Raw genomic sequence first — 21,083 nt, forward strand, 5'->3', positions numbered from 1 at the left:
CGTAAGGACACTAACACCTGAAGCTAGCGCGTCTACCAATTCCGCCACCTTCGCATACCATCAATTCTTAAAAAGAATTGCTACCACGGAGGCGCATTCTAGTGGTTTTCAGCTTTTCGTCAATAGTTAATTATCGCCTGATGCGTAATTGCTGGAAAAATGGTCATCAGGAGGCTAACGTGCAGGTTTTGTATGTCGGATAAGGCGTTCACGCCGCATCCGATATGGCATGTGGCAATGGATGCCAGATGCGACGCTGGTGCGTCTTATCTGGCCTACAAAGGGCTAACGAGCAGGTTTGGTAGGTTGGATAAGGCGTTCACGCCGCATCCAACAAGGCTTGCGGCGAGAGACTTAACCTTTCTTCGCCTGGCGGGTCATAATGGCGCGATACACCTTGAAGCGTCCGGTTTGCGCAATGACTTCGTGGAAGCCAAATGTCTCATCCAGCACGTCCGGATAAGGCAGGAAGGCGTTCGCCACAATCCGCAACTCGCCGCCGCTATTAAGATGACGCACCGCACCGCGAATCAGCGTTTGTGCTGCATCCAGGCTGGTTTGCATCCCATCGTGGAACGGTGGGTTGGAGATGATCATATCAAAACGACCTTTCACCTCGGAAAAAACGTTGCTGGCAAAGACTTCACCTTCAACGCTGTTGGCAGCAAGCGTCGCGCGGCTGGCTTCTACCGCCGGTGCAGAGACATCGCACAAGGTGAGACGAATCTTCGGCGAATGGCGCGCAAAGGCAACTGAAAGCACACCCGCACCGCAGCCGACATCCAGCACTTTGCCTTTTGTGTGCGGGGTTAACGTCGAGAGCAGCAACTGGCTGCCGACATCCAGACCGTCGCGGCTAAACACACCAGGCAGCGTTTTGACCGTCAGACCATCGACGCTGTATTCGCCCCAGAATTTATCGGCATCGAACACTGGCTGCTTTTCCAGACGACCAAAATAGAGACCGCAGCGACGGGCGCTGTCTACCTTATTCAATGGCGCATAATCTGCCAGCATTTGCTCGGCGCTGCGCACGCCGCTACGGTTTTCGCCAACGACGAAAATATCTGTCCCCACCGGCAGCAGAGAAAGTAAATTCATCAACTGGAACTGGGCTTCCGGTTTGTTCTTCGGCCAGTAGTAAATCAGCGTATCGCAATCTGCGACATCATCCGCCGTGGCGACCAGACTAAAACGGGCGTTATCTCCCATCTGGCGGCTTAATACCTGCCAGTGGTGGAATTGCTGGGTATGAGCACGACTGGTCGCGGTATCTAAACGCGCGGGCAGGTCATCCTGTAAGTCACCGGCAAACAGAATACGGCTTTGTTCGAAATCATCACTGTGGCGCAGCAAGACTTCACTTGCCGGGGTAAATGCAGACATGGAATGCTCCTCAATTGATACTGGCGGCGATTATAGCCATATGTTGGCGCGGTATCGACGAATTTGCTATATTTGCGCCCCTGACAACAGGAGCGATTCGCTATGACATCCCGACGAGACTGGCAGTTACAGCAGCTGGGCATTACCCAGTGGTCGCTGCGTCGCCCTGGCGCGTTGCAGGGAGAGGTCGCCATTGCGATCCCCGCACACGTTCGTCTGGTGATGGTGGCAAACGATCTTCCCGCCCTGACCGATCCCTTAGTGAGCGACGTTCTGCGCGCATTAACCGTCAGCCCTGATCAAGTGCTGCAACTGACGCCAGAAAAGATCGCGATGTTGCCGCAAGGCAGTCGCTGCAATAGCTGGCGGTTGGGCACTGATGAACCGCTATCACTGGAAGGCGCTCAGGTGGCATCACCGGCGCTCACCGAATTACGGGCAAACCCAACGGCACGCGCCGCGTTATGGCAACAAATTTGCACATATGAACACGATTTTTTCCCTCGAAACGACTGATTTACCTGCGGCTTTCCACATTGAACAACGCGCCCACGCCTTTCCGTGGAGTGAGAAAACCTTTGCCAGCAATCAGGGCGAACGCTATCTCAACTTTCAGTTAACGCAAAACGGCAAAATGGCGGCGTTTGCGATTACGCAAGTGGTGCTGGATGAAGCTACATTGTTCAATATTGCGGTCGATCCCGACTATCAGCGTCAGGGACTGGGAAGGGCGCTGCTTGAACATCTGATCGACGAACTGGAAAAACGCGGCGTGGCGACGCTATGGCTGGAAGTCCGTGCTTCAAATGCTGCCGCCATTGCCCTGTACGAAAGTTTAGGCTTTAACGAGGCGACGATTCGCCGCAATTACTACCCCACCACGGACGGTCGCGAAGACGCCATCATCATGGCGTTGCCAATCAGTATGTAAGACAAGGTGGAATAATGAAGTGGGACTGGATTTTCTTTGATGCCGATGAAACGCTGTTTACTTTTGACTCGTTCACCGGCCTGCAGCGGATGTTTCTTGATTACAGCGTCACCTTTACCGCTGAAGATTTTCAGGACTATCAGGCCGTTAACAAGCCACTGTGGGTGGATTATCAAAACGGCGCGATCACTTCATTACAGCTCCAGCACGGGCGTTTTGAGAGCTGGGCCGAACGGCTGAACGTCGAGCCGGGTAAACTCAACGAGGCCTTCATTAATGCGATGGCGGAAATCTGTACGCCGCTGCCGGGGGGCGGTTTCCCTGCTTAACGCCATTCGTGGCAACGCCAAAATCGGCATCATCACCAACGGCTTTAGCGCCTTGCAACAGGTGCGTCTGGAACGCACGGGGCTGCGTGATTATTTCGATTTGCTGGTGATTTCCGAAGAAGTTGGCGTTGCCAAACCGAATAAGAAAATTTTCGATTATGCGCTGGAACAGGCGGGCAATCCTGACCGTTCACGTGTGCTGATGGTTGGTGACACCGCTGAGTCCGATATTCTCGGTGGCATCAATGCCGGGCTTGCGACCTGCTGGCTGAATGCGCACAATCGCGAGCAACCAGAAGGCATCGTGCCCACCTGGACCGTTTCTTCGTTGCACGAACTGGAGCAGCTCCTGTGTAAACACTGATTGCCTCCCCCCCGTTGATGGGTAAAATAGCCGCAATTTTTCGTTTTCAACAAGCGCGGCGCGATGCCGCTTACTCAAGAAGAAAGAATTATGACGTTGTCTCCTTATTTGCAAGAGGTGGCGAAGCGCCGCACTTTTGCCATTATTTCTCACCCGGACGCCGGTAAAACTACCATCACCGAGAAGGTGCTGCTGTTCGGACAGGCTATTCAGACCGCCGGTACAGTAAAAGGCCGTGGTTCCAACCAGCACGCTAAGTCGGACTGGATGGAGATGGAAAAGCAGCGTGGGATCTCCATTACTACGTCTGTGATGCAGTTTCCGTATCACGACTGCCTGGTTAACTTGCTCGACACCCCGGGGCACGAAGACTTCTCGGAAGATACCTACCGTACCCTGACGGCGGTGGACTGCTGCCTGATGGTTATCGACGCTGCAAAAGGTGTTGAAGATCGTACCCGCAAGCTGATGGAAGTTACCCGTCTGCGCGATACGCCGATCCTCACCTTTATGAACAAACTTGACCGTGATATCCGCGACCCGATGGAACTGCTCGATGAAGTTGAAAACGAGCTGAAAATCGGTTGTGCGCCGATTACCTGGCCGATTGGCTGCGGCAAGCTGTTTAAAGGCGTTTACCACCTATATAAAGATGAAACCTATCTCTATCAGAGCGGTAAAGGCCACACCATTCAGGAAGTACGCATTGTTAAAGGGCTGAACAACCCGGATCTCGACGCTGCGGTCGGTGAAGATCTGGCACAGCAGCTGCGTGACGAACTGGAACTGGTGAAAGGCGCGTCTAACGAGTTCGACAAAGAGCTGTTCCTTGCAGGTGAAATCACCCCGGTATTCTTCGGTACTGCGTTGGGTAACTTCGGTGTTGATCATATGCTGGATGGTCTGGTGGAGTGGGCGCCTGCGCCGATGCCGCGTCAGACCGATACCCGTACCGTAGAGGCGAGCGAAGATAAATTTACCGGCTTCGTATTTAAAATTCAGGCCAACATGGACCCGAAACACCGCGACCGCGTGGCGTTTATGCGTGTGGTATCCGGTAAATATGAAAAAGGCATGAAGCTGCGCCAGGTGCGTACCGCGAAAGATGTGGTGATCTCCGACGCGCTGACCTTTATGGCGGGCGACCGTTCGCACGTTGAGGAAGCGTATCCGGGCGACATCCTTGGTCTGCACAACCATGGCACTATTCAGATCGGCGACACCTTTACCCAGGGTGAGATGATGAAGTTCACCGGTATTCCGAACTTCGCACCGGAACTGTTCCGTCGTATTCGCCTGAAAGATCCGCTGAAGCAAAAACAGCTGCTCAAAGGGCTGGTACAGCTTTCCGAAGAGGGCGCGGTGCAGGTGTTCCGTCCCATCTCCAACAACGATTTGATCGTCGGTGCGGTTGGTATACTGCAGTTTGATGTGGTGGTGTCGCGCCTGAAGAGCGAATACAACGTCGAAGCGGTGTATGAGTCAGTCAACGTCACCACCGCCCGCTGGGTAGAATGCGCGGACGCGAAGAAATTCGAAGAGTTCAAGCGTAAGAACGAAAGCCAACTGGCGCTCGATGGCGGCGATAACCTCGCTTACATCGCTACCAGCATGGTCAATCTGCGCCTGGCGCAGGAACGTTATCCGGACGTTCAGTTCCACCAGACCCGCGAGCATTAATTCTTGCCTCCAGGGCGCGGCAGCCGCTGCGCCCTGTCAATTTCCCTTCCTTATTAGCCGCTTGCGGAATGTTCTTAAAACATTCGCTTTCGCTTATGTTTGCTCGCTTTTTAGCCGATACGGCGAGCGGTTTCAAAATTGTGATCTATATTTAACAAAGCAATGACATTTTTGTCGGCGTTAAATACCGTTATGTATGTAGGTAACAGCATTTAAAACCGTTAACTGTCATTCGATTGATATTAATAACTGATTCAGAAGCTGTAACGGTCGTTATTCATCACCCATCGCTTTTGTGATGGCGACCATTGACTTCTGTCGAGGGTGAAGTCTCTCCCTATTCAGCAATGCAACCTCGTGTTGCCTGGCTCAAATTACGAGCAAACATACAGGAATAAATCGATGACTATGACAAGACTGAAGATTTCGAAAACTCTGCTGGCTGTGATGTTGACCTCTGCCGTCGCGACCGGTTCTGCCTATGCGGAAAACAACGCGCAGACCACCAATGAAAGCGCAGGGCAAAAAGTCGATAGCTCTATGAATAAAGTCGGTAATTTCATGGATGACAGCGCCATCACTGCGAAAGTGAAGGCAGCTCTGGTGGATCATGAAAATATCAAGAGCACTGATATCTCTGTCAAAACCGATCAAAAAGTCGTGACGTTAAGCGGATTTGTTGAAAGCCAGGCACAGGCCGAAGAGGCAGTGAAAGTGGCGAAAGACGTTGAAGGCGTGACCTCCGTCAGTGACAAACTGCACGTTCGCGACGCTAAAGAAGGCTCTGTGAAGGGCTACGCGGGTGACACCGCCACCACCAGTGAAATCAAAGCCAAACTGCTGGCGGACGACATCGTCCCTTCACGTAAAGTGAAAGTTGAAACCACCGATGGCGTGGTTCAGCTCTCCGGTACTGTAGATTCTCAGGCACAGAGTGACCGTGCTGAAAGCATCGCCAAAGCGGTTGATGGTGTGAAAAGCGTTAAAAATGATCTGAAAACTAAGTAATTCGTCGTAATTCGTCCTCCCGAACTTTGTCGGGAGGCGCGATGTGCACCACACTAAAAATATCGCATTGAGTGAATATCAAGCGGTGACATTAACTATGGTAAAGGAGAGGCTTATGTTTCGTTGGGGCATCATATTTCTGGTTATCGCGTTAATCGCCGCCGCACTTGGGTTTGGTGGTCTGGCCGGTACTGCAGCGGGTGCTGCGAAAATTGTCTTTGTCGTCGGGATTATTCTGTTCCTGGTGAGTTTGTTCATGGGCCGAAAACGACCCTAGATTTCAGACGATTAAGAAAATTTTATCCAAAGCCAGTCCAGCGGACTGGCTTTTGCGGTTTTAGCGAATAATAAATTGCGTTACTTTGTCATTCTTTCACAACAAAAACAGGAAGGCAGAGGTGGGGCAGCGAATACCTGTAACGCTTGGTAATATTGCGCCGTTGTCGCTAAGGCCGTTCCAGCCTGGACGAATTGCGCTGGTGTGCGAAGGCGGCGGGCAGCGTGGAATTTTCACGGCTGGTGTGCTGGATGAGTTTATGCGCGCGCAGTTTAATCCTTTCGATCTCTATTTTGGCACGTCCGCCGGGGCGCAAAATCTTTCGGCCTATATCTGCAACCAGCCTGGTTACGCGCGTAAAGTCATCATGCGCTACACCACAAAACGTGAATTTTTCGATCCAGTGCGTTTTGTCCGTGGAGGAAATCTTATCGATCTCGACTGGCTGGTGGAGGCGACTGCAAGCCAGATGCCGTTGCAGATGGATACCGCTGCGCGGTTGTTTGATAGCGGCAAATCGTTTTATATGTGCGCCTGCCGCCAGGACGATTACACGCCGAACTACTTTTTGCCAACCAAACAAAACTGGCTGGATTTGATTCGCGCCTCCAGTGCTATTCCCGGTTTTTATCGCACCGGAGTTTCACTTGATGGGATTAACTATTTTGATGGGGGCGTCAGCGATGCGATCCCGGTTAAAGAAGCGGCAAGACAGGGGGCGAAAACGCTGGTGGTGATCCGCACTGTGCCGTCGCAAATGTACTATACGCCTCAGTGGTTTAAACGTATGGAACGTTGGTTGGGTGACAGTAGCCTACAACCGCTGGTCAATCTGGTGCAGCATCATGAAACCAGTTATCGCGCCATCCAACAATTTATTGAGAAACCGCCCGGCAAGTTACGCATTTTCGAAATTTATCCGCCGAAACCGTTGCATAGCATCGCGCTTGGCAGCCGGCTTCCGGCGCTACGCGATGACTATAAACTTGGGCGTTTATGCGGTCGCTATTTCCTGGCCACAGTCGGTAAAATGCTAACCGAAAAAGCACCGTTCACTCGCCATCTGGTGCCTGTGGCGACGCCGGAACCAATCGTCATTCCGCCTGCGCCAGTCGCCAACGATACGCTGGTTACCGAGGTGATAGACGCCCCGCAGGCGAATGACCCGACATTTAACAATGAGGATCTGGCTTGATTTGCCGTTTTATCGACACCCACTGCCATTTTGATTTTCCGCCGTTTAGCGGTGATGAAGAGGCCAGCCTGCAACGCGCGGCACAAGCGGGCGTAGGCAAGATCATTGTTCCGGCAACCGAGGCGGCAAATTTTGCCCGCGTGCAGGCGTTAGCGGAAAATTATCAGCCGCTGTATGCCGCATTGGGCTTGCATCCTGGTATGTTGGAAAAACATAGCGATGCGTCGCTGGAGCAGTTACAGCAGGCACTGGAAAGGCGCCCGCCGAAGGTGGTGGCAGTAGGGGAGGTAGGCCTGGATCTCTTTGGCGACGATCCACAATTTGATCGCCAACAGCGGTTGCTCGACGAACAACTGAAAATGGCGAAACGCTACGATCTGCCGGTGATCCTTCATTCACGGCGCACGCATGACAAACTGGCGATGCATCTTAAACGCCACGATTTGCCGCGTGCTGGCGTGGTTCACGGATTTTCTGGCAGCCTGCAACAGGCCGAACGGTTTGTGCAACTGGGCTACAAAATCGGCGTAGGCGGCACTATCACTTACCCGCGAGCCAGTAAAACCCGCGATGTCATCGCAAAATTACCGCTGGCGTCGTTGTTGCTGGAAACTGATGCGCCGGATATGCCGCTAAATGGTTTTCAGGGGCAGCCTAACCGCCCGGAGCAGGCCGCCCGTGTGTTTGCCGTGCTTTGTGAGTTACGCCTGGAACCAGCGGATGAAATTGCCGACGTGTTGCTTAATAACACGTATGCGGTGTTTAACGTGCCCGATGGCTGGTAAGGCCGTCCGTAAGTGAACACTGGTGCTGCTTGTTCCCCTCACCCTAACCCTCTCCCCAGAGGGGGTAGGGGACTGATTGTGCTTGATGTTGAGTTTTGCGACATCTCTGGCTTATCACAAATACAGCGCCGGAAATATCAATCGACTTACCCCGCGCTCCTTTAACGCGCCAGCCAACTGCTCAACATCTTCCGGCGTGGCGCTCGGCCAGCTTTGCGCCTCGCCATACACGCCGTGGGCATGAAACGCGTTCAGGCGTACCGGAACATCGCCAAGTCCCTTGATAAACGCCGCCAGCTCATCGATGTGTTGCAAATAATCCACCTGATTGGGGATTACCAATAAACGCAGTTCCGCCAGCTTGCCGCGCTCTGCAAGCAAACTGATGCTGCGCTTAATCTGTTGATTATCTCGTCCGGTTAACTGTTGATGACACGCGCTACCCCACGCTTTGAGATCGAGCATTGCGCCGTCGCATACCGGAAGCAATTTTTCCCAGCCGGTTTCGCTCAACATGCCGTTACTGTCCACAAGACAGGTGAGATGGCGCAATTGTGGATCATTTTTGATAGCAGTAAACAGCGCCACCACAAACGGTCGCTGCGTCGTGGCTTCGCCGCCGCTCACCGTTATCCCTTCAATAAACAACACCGCTTTGCGGATATGACTAAGCACCTCGTCCACGCCCATGGTTTGTGCCATCGGCGTGGCATTCTGCGGGCACATCTTCAGGCAGGTGTCGCACTGCTCGCAGACTGCAACGTTCCACATTACTTTGCCGTCGGCAATCTGCAACGCCTGATGTGGACACTGCGGCACACATTCCCTGCAATCATTGCAGCGTCCCATCGTCCACGGATTGTGACAATTTTTGCAGCGCAGATTGCAGCCCTGTAAAAACAGAGCCAGACGACTGCCTGGCCCGTCAACGCAGGAGAAAGGGATGATCTTACTGACTAAAGCGCATCTGCTGTTCATGGCTTATCACGCGCGGCTGGCGTTCCAGAATACGAGTGTTACGTGCAGCTTCTTCGCCCAGCCAGGTGGTATTGGTACGTGAACCTTTGGCACGATATTTTTCTAAATCCGACAAACGCACCATATAACCGGTAACGCGAACCAGATCGTTACCGCTGACGTTGGCGGTAAATTCACGCATTCCGGCTTTAAAGGCACCGAGGCAAAGCTGTACCAGCGCCTGCGGATTACGTTTGATGGTTTCGTCGAGCGTCAGAATGTCGCTGATCCCGGAGTAATAATATGCATGATGCGGGGCGACGGTTTGCAGATGGGTGATTGGATCTGGCTCATCGCCATACGGCAGGCGCGCCCCCGGCGTGGTGCCGATATCGGAACTGATCCCCGACTGTGCGTGTAACATGGCGCGTTTTTGCCAGCCATATTTCACTGGCGTGCTGGCGACAAACTCCGCCAGTTGCGCGCTGATGCGATAACCCACTTCATTTGCGGTAGCTTCTTTACCGTAGCGCGCGGCAATCCCTTCTTTCTCGCACAGCAAGTTAACCGCTTCCGCCAGCCCGTACATGCCAAACATCGGCGCAAAACGTTCAGGATCAATCAACCCTTCTTTGATCAGGAAGCTATTCTCAAAGAAGTGTGATTGTTGATAGAGAAATTCACATCGCGCATCGATGATGGCGATCTGCTGCTGGCAGTAGTGCGGTAGAGTGCGCGTAAAGAAGTCATCCAGCGATTCACTGCGCTCGGCAATGGCTTTCAGGTTAAGGCGTACCAGCGTACTGCCACCGCCAGCCAGCGGCAGCGAGTTGTAACAGCTTACGATCCCGTAACCCCCTTTTGTGAAAATTTTATCATGCACGGGACCGTTGGCGATGTGCGGTTTGCTACATTCACAGATGTTTTTCGCCACTTCCAACAGCAGGTCATCAGGGGTGATTTCAGGATCGTAGATAAAAGTCAGGTTGGGTGAAACCTGCTTCAGCTCTGCGTCTGCCCGTAAAATCGCACGGGTAATGGGTGAATCAGACGGGCCGATATTGGCGTGCATAAAGGCGTCAGGCAGGGTTCTGTCGAGGTAACGCCAGAAACGTTTTATTCGAATATCGATCTCGTCTTGTGTTAGAATTCTAACATACGGTTGCAACAACGCATCCAGTTGCCCCAGGTAGACCGGCATCGATGTGACCGAAGGAACGTGGTGGTAAAGAATGGTCAGCAGAGAGAGTGCATCATCAAGATCTTTCGCGCCTTCCAGCTCCAGCCATTCAGAACCGTTCGCCAGAAAACGGGCGTAATTGGGTAAGACATAGCGCGGTTTGTACGGCGCATGACCTTCAAACATATCGCAGATTACGCCTTCATCCAGCGCGCGGCGGGCTTCGGCAGGAAGCTGTGGGTAAGGCAGATTGTTTTCTGCTTCCAGCGCCAGAAAATGGCGCTTCTGCTCTGGGCTAAGTACCGGACTGGTGACAATTTGCTGGCAACGTTGTTGCAGCGCAATTTCATGAGAAGTGGGCATCTTCTTTTCCTTTTATGCCGAAGGTGATGCGCCATTGTAAGAAGTTTCGTGATGTTCACTTTGATCCTGATGCGTTTGCCACCACTGGCGCATTCATTTGAAAGTGAATTATTTGAACCAGATCGCATTACCGTAATGCAAATTTGTAAGTAGATTTTCTTAATTGTGATGTATATCGAAGTGTGTTGCGGAGTCGATGTTAGAATACTAACAAACTCGCAAGGTGAATTTTATTGGCGACAAGCCAGGAGAATGAAATGACTGATCTGAAAGCAAGCAGCCTGCGTGCACTGAAATTGATGGACCTGACCACTCTGAATGACGACGACACCGACGAGAAAGTGATCGCCCTGTGTCATCAGGCTAAAACTCCGGTCGGCAATACCGCCGCTATCTGTATCTATCCTCGCTTTATCCCGATTGCTCGCAAAACGCTGAAAGAGCAGGGCACCCCGGAAATCCGTATCGCTACGGTAACCAACTTCCCACACGGTAACGATGACATCGAAATCGCGCTGGCAGAAACCCGTGCGGCAATCGCCTACGGTGCCGATGAAGTTGACGTGGTGTTCCCGTACCGCGCGCTGATGGCGGGCAACGAGCAGGTTGGTTTTGACCTGGTGAAAGCCTGTAAAGAGGCTTGCGCAGCGGCGAACGTGCTGCTGAAAGTGATCATCGAAACCGGTGAACTGAAAGACGAAGCTCTGATCCGCAAAGCGTCTGAAATCTCCATCAAAGCGGGTGCTGACTTCATCAAAACCTCTACTGGTAAAGTCGCGGTGAATGCGACGCCGGAAAGCGCGCGCATCATGATGGAAGTCATCCGCGACATGGGCGTAGAAAAAACCGTTGGTTTCAAACCGGCGGGCGGCGTGCGTACTGCGGAAGATGCGCAGAAATATCTCGCGATTGCAGATGAACTGTTCGGTGCTGACTGGGCAGATGCGCGTCACTATCGCTTTGGCGCTTCCAGCCTGCTGGCAAGCCTGCTGAAAGCTCTGGGCCACGGCGACGGTAAGAGCGCCAGCAGCTACTAAGCTGTCTTTTGCCAGAGGGCGGATGCTACGGGTCGGGTGCCCCTGTAGGACTGATAAGACGCGTCAGCGTCGCATCAGGCTGTCAGCAGTGATGCCGGATGCGGCGCGAACGCCTTATCCGGCCTACGGGGCGAGTGCCGTGTAGGCATGATAAGAAGCGGTCAGCATCAGGCAATAACAACATCCGCCACCTGGCAACAACGCCTTCAAACTTATTCCACGGGAGGTTACCTTGTTTCTCGCACAAGAAATTATTCGTAAAAAACGTGATGGTCATGCGCTGAGTGATGAAGAAATTCGCTTCTTTATCAACGGCATTCGCGACAACACTATCTCCGAAGGGCAGATTGCCGCCCTCGCGATGACCATTTTCTTCCACGATATGACAATGCCGGAGCGTGTCTCGCTGACGATGGCGATGCGAGATTCAGGAACCGTTCTCGACTGGAAAAGCCTGCATCTGAATGGCCCGATTGTTGATAAACACTCCACCGGCGGCGTCGGCGATGTGACTTCGCTGATGTTGGGGCCAATGGTCGCGGCCTGCGGCGGCTATATTCCGATGATCTCTGGTCGTGGCCTCGGCCATACTGGCGGTACGCTCGACAAACTGGAATCAATCCCTGGCTTCGATATCTTCCCGGATGACAACCGTTTCCGCGAAATCATTAAAGATGTTGGCGTGGCAATTATCGGCCAGACCAGCTCACTGGCTCCGGCGGATAAACGTTTCTACGCAACCCGCGATATTACCGCAACCGTGGACTCCATTCCGCTGATCACCGCCTCTATTCTGGCGAAGAAACTTGCGGAAGGTCTGGACGCGCTGGTGATGGACGTGAAAGTGGGTAGCGGCGCGTTTATGCCGACCTACGAACTCTCTGAAGCCCTCGCCGAAGCGATTGTTGGCGTGGCTAACGGCGCTGGCGTGCGCACCACTGCGCTGCTCACCGATATGAATCAGGTCTTGGCATCCAGTGCCGGTAACGCGGTTGAAGTGCGTGAAGCGGTGCAGTTCTTGACGGGTGAGTATCGTAACCCGCGTCTGTTTGATGTCACGATGGCGCTGTGCGTGGAGATGCTTACCTCCGGCAAACTGGCGAAAGATGACGCCGAAGCGCGCGCGAAATTGCAGGCGGTGCTGGACAACGGTAAAGCGGCAGAAGTCTTTGGTCGTATGGTCGCGGCACAAAAAGGCCCGACTGACTTCGTTGAGAACTACGCGAAGTATCTGCCGACAGCCATGCTGACGAAAGCAGTCTATGCTGATACCGAAGGTTTTGTCAGTGAAATGGATACCCGCGCGCTGGGGATGGCAGTGGTTGCAATGGGCGGCGGTCGCCGTCAGGCATCTGACACCATCGATTATAGCGTCGGCTTTACTGATATGGCGCGTCTGGGCGACCAGGTAGACGGTCAGCGTCCGCTGGCGGTTATCCACGCGAAAGACGAAAACAGCTGGCAGGAAGCGGCGAAAGCGGTGAAAGCGGCAATTAAACTTGCCGATAAAGCCCCAGAAAGCACACCAACTGTCTATCGTCGTATCAGTGAATAATTGTATACTGATCTGATCATTTAAATTTGAAGCACTGAGTACGGAGAACATATGAAACGTGCATTTATTATGGTGCTGGACTCATTCGGCATCGGCGCTACAGAAGATGCAGAACGCTTTGGTGACGTCGGGGCTGACACCCTGGGTCATATCGCAGAAGCTTGTGCTAAAGGCGAAGCTGATAATGGTCGTAAAGGGCCACTGAATCTGCCAAATCTGACCCGTCTGGGGCTGGCGAAAGCACACGAAGGTTCTACCGGTTTCATTCCGGCAGGAATGGACGGCAACGCTGAAGTTATCGGCGCGTACGCATGGGCGCACGAAATGTCATCCGGTAAAGATACCCCGTCTGGTCACTGGGAAATCGCCGGTGTACCGGTTCTGTTTGAGTGGGGATATTTCTCCGATCACGAAAACAGCTTCCCGCAAGAACTGCTGGATAAACTGGTCGAACGCGCTAATCTGCCGGGTTACCTTGGTAACTGCCACTCTTCCGGTACGGTCATTCTGGATCAACTGGGCGAAGAGCACATGAAAACCGGCAAGCCGATTTTCTATACCTCCGCTGACTCAGTGTTCCAGATTGCCTGCCATGAAGAAACCTTTGGCCTGGATAAACTCTACGAACTGTGCGAAATCGCCCGTGAAGAGCTGACCAACGGCGGCTACAACATCGGTCGCGTTATCGCCCGTCCGTTTATCGGCGACAAAGCCGGTAACTTCCAGCGTACTGGTAACCGTCACGACCTGGCTGTTGAACCGCCAGCACCGACCGTGCTGCAAAAACTGGTTGATGAAAAACACGGCCAGGTGGTTTCTGTCGGTAAAATTGCGGACATCTACGCTAACTGCGGTATCACCAAAAAAGTGAAAGCGACCGGTCTGGACGCGCTGTTTGACGCCACCATTAAAGAGATGAAGGAAGCGGGTGATAACACCATCGTCTTCACCAACTTCGTTGACTTCGACTCTTCCTGGGGCCACCGTCGCGACGTCGCGGGTTATGCTGCGGGTCTGGAACTGTTTGACCGCCGTCTGCCGGAGCTGATGTCACTGCTGCGCGATGACGATATCCTGATCCTCACCGCTGACCACGGTTGTGACCCGACCTGGACAGGTACTGACCACACCCGTGAACACATTCCGGTACTGGTGTATGGCCCGAAAGTAAAACCGGGTTCACTGGGGCACCGTGAAACCTTCGCAGATATCGGTCAGACTCTGGCAAAATATTTTGGCACTTCTGATATGGAATATGGCAAAGCCATGTTCTGATAATGGGTGCGGCTTGATGCCCTCACCCCGGCCCTCTCCCACAGGGAGAGGGTGAAAACATGTTGATAAGGATAAAACAATGGCTACCCCACATATTAATGCAGAAATGGGCGATTTCGCTGACGTAGTTTTGATGCCAGGCGACCCGCTGCGTGCGAAGTATATTGCTGAAACTTTCCTTGAAGATGTCCGTGAAGTGAACAACGTTCGCGGTATGCTGGGCTTCACCGGTACTTACAAAGGCCGCAAAATTTCCGTAATGGGTCACGGTATGGGTATCCCGTCCTGCTCCATTTACACCAAAGAGCTGATCACCGATTTCGGCGTGAAGAAAATCATCCGCGTGGGTTCCTGTGGTGCTGTTCTGCCGCACGTAAAACTGCGTGACGTGGTGATTGGTATGGGTGCCTGCACCGACTCCAAAGTTAACCGCATCCGTTTTAAAGACCATGACTTTGCCGCTATCGCTGACTTTGACATGGTGCGTAACGCGGTAGACGCGGCTAAAGCTCTGGGCGTTGATGCTCGCGTTGGTAACCTGTTCTCCGCTGACCTGTTCTACTCTCCGGACGGCGAAATGTTCGACGTGATGGAAAAATACGGCATCCTTGGCGTGGAAATGGAAGCCGCTGGCATTTACGGCGTAGCAGCAGAATTTGGTGCGAAAGCCCTGGCTATCTGCACCGTATCTGACCACATCCGCACTCACGAGCAGACCACTGCTGAAGAGCGTCAGACCACCTTCAACGACATGATCAAAATCGCACTGGAATCCGTTCTGCTGGGCGATAAAGAGTAATTGTTTTTCGCTGAAAGGCGATTGTCGTGTTCAGCCGGAGCGGGAGACTGCTCCGGCTTTTTAGTATCTATTCATCAATAGCAACTGATTTATAGATTTACTATTATTTTTCATGTGGATAGAAAATAAAATCCATTCAAGTATCTATTCATGTATGTTCAGCCGTCATCCAGGAAGGGCATATCAGCAACTCTGGCGGACAACCATAAATTCCTGCCATTTTGCTTTTGATGTTTGAGCTAAGCCGCTCCGTCTTTTCGATCCGTTTTAGAGAATTAATCGAGATACCTAACATTTTACTTAATTCAGCAAGCGATAATTTATGCCTGATACGTACAGCGGCTAGCCAGGAAATACGCTGGCTGAACATTAAGTTGATAATCTCCCGCTCCTGGTTTTCCAGATCGATCATATTTCCTTCCTTTGGTATTTTAATCAGCGAGTTACCGCACTGCCCCAGCCATCCACGCCGACAATTCCCGTAGCTCTTTTTCCTGTTCCGGGAAGTCAACCAACAGAGCTTCGCACTCTTGTTGCAGCATATCCGCGCGGTACAGACAGCCTTGCAGTCGCCCGGCGAGAGCTTCCAGCGGTGCGGGGTTGAGGTTATCGGTAAACACCTGAGCGCGGGTGATATGGCCTTTTTCAACGTCGAAGTGCAGTTCCACGCCGCCCCATGTGAAGCGTTCATCCAGCAGATGCGAAAATGCCGGAGCCTGACCGAAGTTCCACTCCCAGCTACTCTGGCGGGCAAAGGTTTCGGCGAAGTTTGGCAGGTCTGGCGTTTTGTCCGGTGAGATGATTTCCGCTTCCACGCGCTCGCCATAATGGGCGAAAAAGGCCTCGGTTATGGCCTCGCAAATTTGCTCATGGGTAATTCCCGGTAGCAATTCGGTCAGATTAGTCACGCGGGAACGTACCGAAGTAATGCCTTTCGCCGCCAGTTTCTTTTTATCCGGATTGAGATAGTTTGCCAGGCGGCTGAGGTCGGCATTGAGCAGTAAAGTACCGTGGTGGAAGCCGCGATCTTTGGTTTCACGATAGGCCGAGCCAGAGACTTTGCGGTCGCCTTCGGCGGTTTTCACCACCAGATCGTTGCGCCCGGAGGCTTCGGCGGTGACGCCGAGCGCGTTCAGCGCATTGAGCACAATCGACGTGGAGATGGTTTTATCGTACTCCGGCTTGCCAGCCATAAAGGTAAAGCAGGTATTGCCGAGATCGTGGAACACCGCGCCACCGCCGCTACTGCGCCGCGCCAGTCGGACGTTATCTTCTTCCATCCGCCGGGTATTACACTCTTTCCACGGGTTCTGCGCGCGACCAATCACTACGGTGTCGGCATTGCGCCAGAGAAACAGAACGCGCTGCGTGGCGGGCATCTGGCGAAAAATACATTCCTCAACCGCCAGGTTAAACCACGGGTCGTAAGAGTCAGAAATAAGCAGGCGTAATGTGGACATAACGATTTCCTTTCTTGTAGTAATGGGTCACTCTTTTTTCTCGCTTTCTTCCTCTTCCGGCACCGGTTTGCTGGCGGTTAACAGGAAGGGGGATTGCTGCCAGCGGGTGCGCTTACCCTGCAACAACGTGCGGGTAAGCACCACGCCGATTGCCAGCGAGAGCAGCAACATCAGGCGTAAAATGTTAGTGGTGTTATCCACCTGTTGGGCTTCGGTGGCGAGCGTATGGGTGTCGAGCGTCAGGCGCAGGTAGCCGAGCGGACTATTTCTCCCGGCAATCGGTTCGACAATCTGCTGGTTAAAATAGCCGCCCGCTTTTTTACCGTCGAGCGCCAGTCGATCGCGCACTTCGACGCTTTCGCCTGCGCGGGCGATAAGATCGCCTTGCTCGTCATACACGCCCGCGTCGAGGATGCGGCTTTCGTCTGTTAACTGGCTGAGGATTGCCTGAATGCGTTTTTCATCCGGAGAGTCGGTACGCATTAGCGGCGCAACGTTCAGCGTCACCTGACGCGCCAGGGTGCGAGCCAGTTCTTCAAGTTGCGGATTACGCTGTCGCTGGTGGTTTTGACTAAACCATGACGCCCCCTGCATCAGCGCCACTAACAAGGCGAGGCAGAACAGGACAATCACTGCCCGATGCAGCCGGAATTTCAGTTTTGTGCGAGCCATCTTCCACCCTTTGAAAATTTGAGACTTAATGTTGCCAGAAGCAATGGATACAAGGTAGCCTCATGCGTTATTTTCCCTGCTTCGAACGATTTTACAGGAGCCTTAATGCCTAACATTACCTGGTGCGACCTGCCTGAAGATGTCTCTTTATGGCCTGGTCTGCCTCTTTCATTAAGTGGTGATGAAGTGATGCCACTGGATTACCACGCAGGTCGTAGCGGCTGGCTGCTGTATGGTCGTGGGCTGGATAAACAACGTCTGACCCAGTACCAGAGCAAACTGGGCGCGGCGATGGTGATTGTTGCCGCCTGGTGCGTGGAAGATTATCAGGTGATTCGTCTGGCAGGTTCGCTCACCGCACGGGCTACGCGCCTGGCCCATGAAGCGCAACTGGATGTCGCGCCGCTGGGGAAAATCCCGCACCTGCGCACGCCGGGTTTGCTGGTGATGGACATGGACTCCACCGCCATCCAGATTGAATGTATCGATGAAATTGCCAAACTGGCCGGAACGGGCGAGATGGTGGCGGAAGTAACCGAACGGGCGATGCGCGGCGAACTTGATTTTACCGCCAGCCTGCGTAGCCGCGTGGCGACGCTGAAAGGCGCTGATGCGAACATTTTGCTTCAGGTACGTGAAAATCTGCCGCTGATGCCAGGCTTAACGCAGCTGGTACTCAAGCTGGAAACGCTGGGCTGGAAAGTGGCGATTGCCTCCGGCGGCTTTACCTTCTTTGCTGAATACCTGCGCGACAAGCTGCGCCTGACCGCCGTAGTAGCCAATGAACTGGAGATCATGGACGGTAAATTTACCGGCAATGTGATCGGCGACATCGTTGACGCGCAATATAAAGCGAAAACCCTGACCCGCCTCGCGCAGGAGTATGAAATCCCGCTGGCGCAGACCGTGGCGATTGGCGATGGTGCCAACGACCTGCCGATGATCAAAGCAGCAGGGCTGGGGATTGCCTACCATGCCAAGCCAAAAGTGAATGAAAAGACGGAAGTCACCATCCGTCACGCTGACCTGATGGGGGTGTTCTGCATCCTCTCCGGCAGCCTGAATCAGAAGTAATTGCACGCCCGTCATCCTGCGGGCAGCACAGCATTAACGAGGTACACCGTGGCAAAAGCTCCAAAACGCGCCTTTGTTTGTAATGAATGCGGGGCAGATTATCCGCGCTGGCAGGGGCAGTGCAGCGCCTGTCATGCCTGGAACACCATCACCGAGGTGCGTCTTGCTGCGTCGCCAACGGTGGCGCGTAACGAGCGTCTCAGTGGCTATGCTGGTAGCGCGGGAGTGGCGAAAGTCCAGAAACTCTCCGATATCAGTCTTGAAGAACTGCCGCGTTTTTCCACCGGATTTAAAGAGTTCGACCGCGTATTAGGCGGCGGGGTAGTGCCGGGAAGCGCCATTCTGATTGGCGGTAACCCAGGTGCGGGGAAATCCACGCTGCTACTGCAAACGCTGTGCAAACTGGCCCAGCAGATGAAAACGCTGTATGTCACTGGCGAAGAGTCGCTGCAACAGGTGGCAATGCGCGCTCATCGTCTCGGCCTGCCGACTGACAATCTCAATATGCTGTCGGAAACCAGCATCGAACAGATCTGCCTGATTGCCGAAGAAGAGCAGCCGAAGCTGATGGTGATCGACTCCATCCAGGTGATGCATATGGCGGATGTTCAGTCTTCGCCTGGCAGCGTGGCGCAGGTGCGTGAAACGGCGGCTTATCTGACGCGATTCGCTAAAACGCGCGGCGTGGCGATTGTCATGGTCGGGCACGTAACTAAAGATGGCTCGCTGGCTGGTCCGAAAGTGCTGGAACACTGTATTGACTGTTCGGTGCTGCTGGACGGCGACGCCGACTCCCGTTTTCGCACCTTACGCAGCCATAAAAACCGCTTCGGCGCGGTGAATGAGCTGGGCGTATTCGCGATGACCGAACAGGGACTGCGTGAAGTCAGCAATCCTTCGGCAATCTTCTTAAGCCGTGGCGATGAAGTGACCTCTGGCAGTTCAGTGATGGTGGTATGGGAAGGGACGCGCCCGCTGCTGGTGGAGATTCAGGCGCTGGTCGATCACTCGATGATGGCGAACCCACGCCGCGTGGCGGTCGGGCTGGAACAAAACCGTCTGGCGATCCTGCTGGCGGTGCTGCACCGTCACGGCGGTCTGCAAATGGCTGATCAGGATGTCTTTGTGAACGTGGTCGGCGGCGTGAAGGTAACGGAAACCAGCGCCGACTTAGCGTTACTGCTGGCGATGGTTTCCAGCCTGCGCGACAGGCCGCTGCCGCAGGATCTGGTGGTGTTTGGCGAAGTGGGGCTGGCAGGAGAGATCCGCCCAGTGCCCAGCGGTCAGGAACGAATCTCTGAAGCGGCGAAACACGGTTTTCGCCGGGCGATTGTTCCTGCGGCCAACGTGCCGAAAAAAGCGCCGGAAGGGATGCAGATTTTTGGCGTTAAGAAACTCTCCGACGCGCTTAGCGTGTTCGACGACTTATAATGAGAGATACGGAGGGAGATATGTCGTCATTTGATTACCTGAAAACCGCTATTAAGCAACAAGGCTGCACGTTACAGCAGGTTGCTGATGCCAGCGGTATGACCAAAGGGTATTTAAGCCAGTTACTGAATGCCAAAATCAAAAGCCCCAGCGCACAAAAGCTGGAGGCGTTGCACCGTTTTTTGGGGCTTGAATTTCCCCGGCAGAAGAAAACCATTGGTGTCGTATTCGGTAAGTTCTACCCGCTGCATACCGGACATATCTACCTTATCCAGCGCGCCTGTAGCCAGGTTGACGAGCTGCATATCATTATGGGCTTTGACGATACCCGCGACCGCGCGTTGTTTGAAGACAGCGCCATGTCGCAGCAGCCAACGGTGCCGGATCGTCTGCGCTGGTTATTGCAAACCTTTAAATATCAGAAAAATATCCGTATTCATGCCTTCAACGAAGAGGGCATGGAGCCGTATCCGCACGGCTGGGACGTGTGGAGCAACGGCATCAAAAATTTTATGGCCGAAAAAGGCATTCAGCCGGATCTGATCTACACCTCGGAAGAGACCGACGCACCACAGTACCTGGAACATCTGGGGATCGAAACGGTGCTTGTCGATCCGAAACGTACCTTTATGAGTATCAGCGGTGCGCAGATCCGCGAAAATCCGTTCCGCTACTGGGAATACATTCCTACCGAAGTGAAGCCGTTCTTTGTGCGTACCGTGGCGATCCTCGGCGGCGAGTCGAGCGGTAAATCTACCCTGGTAAACAAACTCGCCAACATCTTCAACACCACCAGTGCGTGGGAATATGGTCGCGATTATGTCTTTTCGCACCTCGGTGGTGATGAGATCGCATTGCAGTATTCCGACTACGATAAAATCGCGCTGGGCCACGCACAATATATTGATTTTGCAGTAAAATATGCCAATAAAGTGGCGTTTATTGACACTGATTTTGTCACTACCCAGGCGTTCTGCAAAAAGTACGAAGGGCGTGAGCATCCGTTCGTGCAGGCGTTGATTGATGAGTACCGTTTCGATCTGGTGATCCTGCTGGAGAACAACACGCCGTGGGTGGCAGATGGTTTACGCAGCCTCGGCAGTTCGGTGGATCGTAAAGAGTTCCAGAATTTGCTGGTGGAGATGCTGGAAGAGAACAATATCGAATTTGTGCGGGTTGAAGAGGACGATTACGACAGCCGTTTCCTGCGCTGCGTGGAGCTGGTGCGGGAGATGATGGGGGAGCAGGGTTAAGACCCAATGCCTGATGCGACGCTGACGCGTCTTATCAGGCCTGCTGTTTTACAACCTATTGAAATAACTGGG

20 protein-coding genes and 1 pseudogene are annotated in these 21,083 nt (G+C 53.4%); 15 read left to right on the forward strand and 6 right to left on the reverse strand.

Features of this window, described 5'->3' with window-relative positions; all coding sequences use genetic code 11:
* Window positions 1–354 precede the first annotated feature (354 nt).
* A complete protein-coding gene (gene rsmC, locus BEG40_RS08795; protein WP_105285250.1) occupies window positions 355–1,386 on the reverse strand; it encodes a 16S rRNA (guanine(1207)-N(2))-methyltransferase RsmC in 1,032 nt (343 codons plus the stop codon).
* Between the two features lie 102 nt (window positions 1,387–1,488).
* Here rsmC and holD point away from each other — a divergent pair, with 102 nt between their 5' ends.
* The 8 genes and pseudogenes from holD (at window position 1,489) to BEG40_RS08835 (ending at window position 7,955) form a co-directional block, all read left to right on the forward strand.
* The gene (holD, locus tag BEG40_RS08800) at window positions 1,489–1,902 is read left to right on the forward strand and encodes a DNA polymerase III subunit psi (RefSeq protein WP_000204035.1); all 414 of its coding nucleotides are present in this window, start codon (window positions 1,489–1,491) and stop codon (window positions 1,900–1,902) included.
* Entirely contained in the window at window positions 1,871–2,317 is a 447-nt protein-coding gene (gene rimI / locus BEG40_RS08805; RefSeq protein ID WP_105285251.1) for a ribosomal protein S18-alanine N-acetyltransferase, read from the forward strand. Before holD ends, rimI begins: the two co-directional genes overlap by 32 nt.
* A gap of 14 nt (window positions 2,318–2,331) precedes the next feature.
* Window positions 2,332–3,010 (forward strand): annotated as a pseudogene (yjjG, locus tag BEG40_RS08810) (pyrimidine 5'-nucleotidase).
* A gap of 90 nt (window positions 3,011–3,100) precedes the next feature.
* Entirely contained in the window at window positions 3,101–4,690 is a 1,590-nt protein-coding gene (prfC, locus tag BEG40_RS08815; protein WP_000175939.1) for a peptide chain release factor 3, read from the forward strand.
* Between the two features lie 402 nt (window positions 4,691–5,092).
* Window positions 5,093–5,698 carry a molecular chaperone OsmY gene (osmY, locus tag BEG40_RS08820; protein ID WP_105285252.1) on the forward strand — a complete coding sequence of 202 codons (606 nt, stop codon included), beginning with the start codon at window positions 5,093–5,095 and terminating at the stop codon, window positions 5,696–5,698.
* Between the two features lie 115 nt (window positions 5,699–5,813).
* Complete coding sequence (locus BEG40_RS08825; protein ID WP_000490275.1) at window positions 5,814–5,975, forward strand: DUF1328 domain-containing protein; 162 nt, start codon at window positions 5,814–5,816, stop codon at window positions 5,973–5,975.
* Window positions 5,976–6,096: 121 nt separating this feature from the next.
* On the forward strand, window positions 6,097–7,170 hold the full coding sequence (locus BEG40_RS08830) for a patatin-like phospholipase family protein (protein WP_010352666.1): 1,074 nt from the start codon (window positions 6,097–6,099) through the stop codon (window positions 7,168–7,170).
* Window positions 7,167–7,955: a metal-dependent hydrolase gene (locus tag BEG40_RS08835; RefSeq protein ID WP_105285253.1), complete on the forward strand. Its 789-nt coding sequence runs from the start codon at window positions 7,167–7,169 to the stop codon at window positions 7,953–7,955. Before BEG40_RS08830 ends, BEG40_RS08835 begins: the two co-directional genes overlap by 4 nt.
* Window positions 7,956–8,069: 114 nt before the next feature.
* Here BEG40_RS08835 and BEG40_RS08840 read toward each other — a convergent pair whose 3' ends face one another.
* Entirely contained in the window at window positions 8,070–8,933 is an 864-nt protein-coding gene (locus BEG40_RS08840; RefSeq protein WP_105285254.1) for a YjjW family glycine radical enzyme activase, read from the reverse strand.
* The gene (locus BEG40_RS08845) at window positions 8,905–10,455 is read right to left on the reverse strand and encodes a YjjI family glycine radical enzyme (RefSeq protein ID WP_105285255.1); all 1,551 of its coding nucleotides are present in this window, start codon (window positions 10,453–10,455) and stop codon (window positions 8,905–8,907) included. Before BEG40_RS08845 ends, BEG40_RS08840 begins: the two co-directional genes overlap by 29 nt.
* A 257-nt stretch (window positions 10,456–10,712) precedes the next feature.
* Between BEG40_RS08845 and deoC the strand changes: the two genes are divergently transcribed.
* The 4 genes from deoC to deoD all read left to right on the forward strand — a co-directional run bounded on the left by deoC (window position 10,713) and on the right by deoD (window position 15,121).
* Window positions 10,713–11,492: a deoxyribose-phosphate aldolase gene (deoC, locus tag BEG40_RS08850; protein WP_001295412.1), complete on the forward strand. Its 780-nt coding sequence runs from the start codon at window positions 10,713–10,715 to the stop codon at window positions 11,490–11,492.
* A 232-nt stretch (window positions 11,493–11,724) separates the two neighbouring features.
* A complete protein-coding gene (gene deoA, locus BEG40_RS08855; RefSeq protein ID WP_000477829.1) occupies window positions 11,725–13,047 on the forward strand; it encodes a thymidine phosphorylase in 1,323 nt (440 codons plus the stop codon).
* 51 nt (window positions 13,048–13,098) lie between these two features.
* On the forward strand, window positions 13,099–14,322 hold the full coding sequence (gene deoB, locus BEG40_RS08860) for a phosphopentomutase (RefSeq protein WP_000816471.1): 1,224 nt from the start codon (window positions 13,099–13,101) through the stop codon (window positions 14,320–14,322).
* Between the two features lie 79 nt (window positions 14,323–14,401).
* A complete protein-coding gene (deoD, locus tag BEG40_RS08865; protein WP_000224882.1) occupies window positions 14,402–15,121 on the forward strand; it encodes a purine-nucleoside phosphorylase in 720 nt (239 codons plus the stop codon).
* Window positions 15,122–15,269: 148 nt separating this feature from the next.
* Here deoD and BEG40_RS08870 read toward each other — a convergent pair whose 3' ends face one another.
* Genes BEG40_RS08870 through BEG40_RS08880 form a run of 3 tightly spaced genes read right to left on the reverse strand, consistent with a single transcriptional unit; the run spans window position 15,270 to window position 17,253 of the window.
* Window positions 15,270–15,533 (reverse strand): helix-turn-helix domain-containing protein, encoded by a 264-nt coding sequence (locus BEG40_RS08870; protein ID WP_000566148.1) that lies wholly within the window; start codon window positions 15,531–15,533, stop codon window positions 15,270–15,272.
* Between the two features lie 31 nt (window positions 15,534–15,564).
* The gene (gene lplA / locus BEG40_RS08875; protein WP_105285256.1) at window positions 15,565–16,581 is read right to left on the reverse strand and encodes a lipoate--protein ligase; all 1,017 of its coding nucleotides are present in this window, start codon (window positions 16,579–16,581) and stop codon (window positions 15,565–15,567) included.
* A gap of 27 nt (window positions 16,582–16,608) precedes the next feature.
* Window positions 16,609–17,253 carry a YtjB family periplasmic protein gene (locus BEG40_RS08880; protein WP_105285257.1) on the reverse strand — a complete coding sequence of 215 codons (645 nt, stop codon included), beginning with the start codon at window positions 17,251–17,253 and terminating at the stop codon, window positions 16,609–16,611.
* A 105-nt stretch (window positions 17,254–17,358) separates the two neighbouring features.
* Here BEG40_RS08880 and serB point away from each other — a divergent pair, with 105 nt between their 5' ends.
* From serB to nadR, 3 genes are read left to right on the forward strand one after another with little or no spacing between them, the layout of a single operon-like run.
* Window positions 17,359–18,327: a phosphoserine phosphatase gene (serB, locus tag BEG40_RS08885; RefSeq protein WP_001132950.1), complete on the forward strand. Its 969-nt coding sequence runs from the start codon at window positions 17,359–17,361 to the stop codon at window positions 18,325–18,327.
* A 48-nt stretch (window positions 18,328–18,375) separates the two neighbouring features.
* Entirely contained in the window at window positions 18,376–19,758 is a 1,383-nt protein-coding gene (gene radA, locus BEG40_RS08890) for a DNA repair protein RadA (RefSeq protein ID WP_001029698.1), read from the forward strand.
* A gap of 20 nt (window positions 19,759–19,778) precedes the next feature.
* On the forward strand, window positions 19,779–21,011 hold the full coding sequence (nadR, locus tag BEG40_RS08895) for a multifunctional transcriptional regulator/nicotinamide-nucleotide adenylyltransferase/ribosylnicotinamide kinase NadR (RefSeq protein ID WP_105285258.1): 1,233 nt from the start codon (window positions 19,779–19,781) through the stop codon (window positions 21,009–21,011).
* Window positions 21,012–21,083 lie beyond the last annotated feature (72 nt).

This window comes from Escherichia sp. MOD1-EC5495 (assembly GCF_002965965.1).
Taxonomy (GTDB): Bacteria; Pseudomonadota; Gammaproteobacteria; order Enterobacterales; family Enterobacteriaceae; genus Escherichia; species Escherichia ruysiae.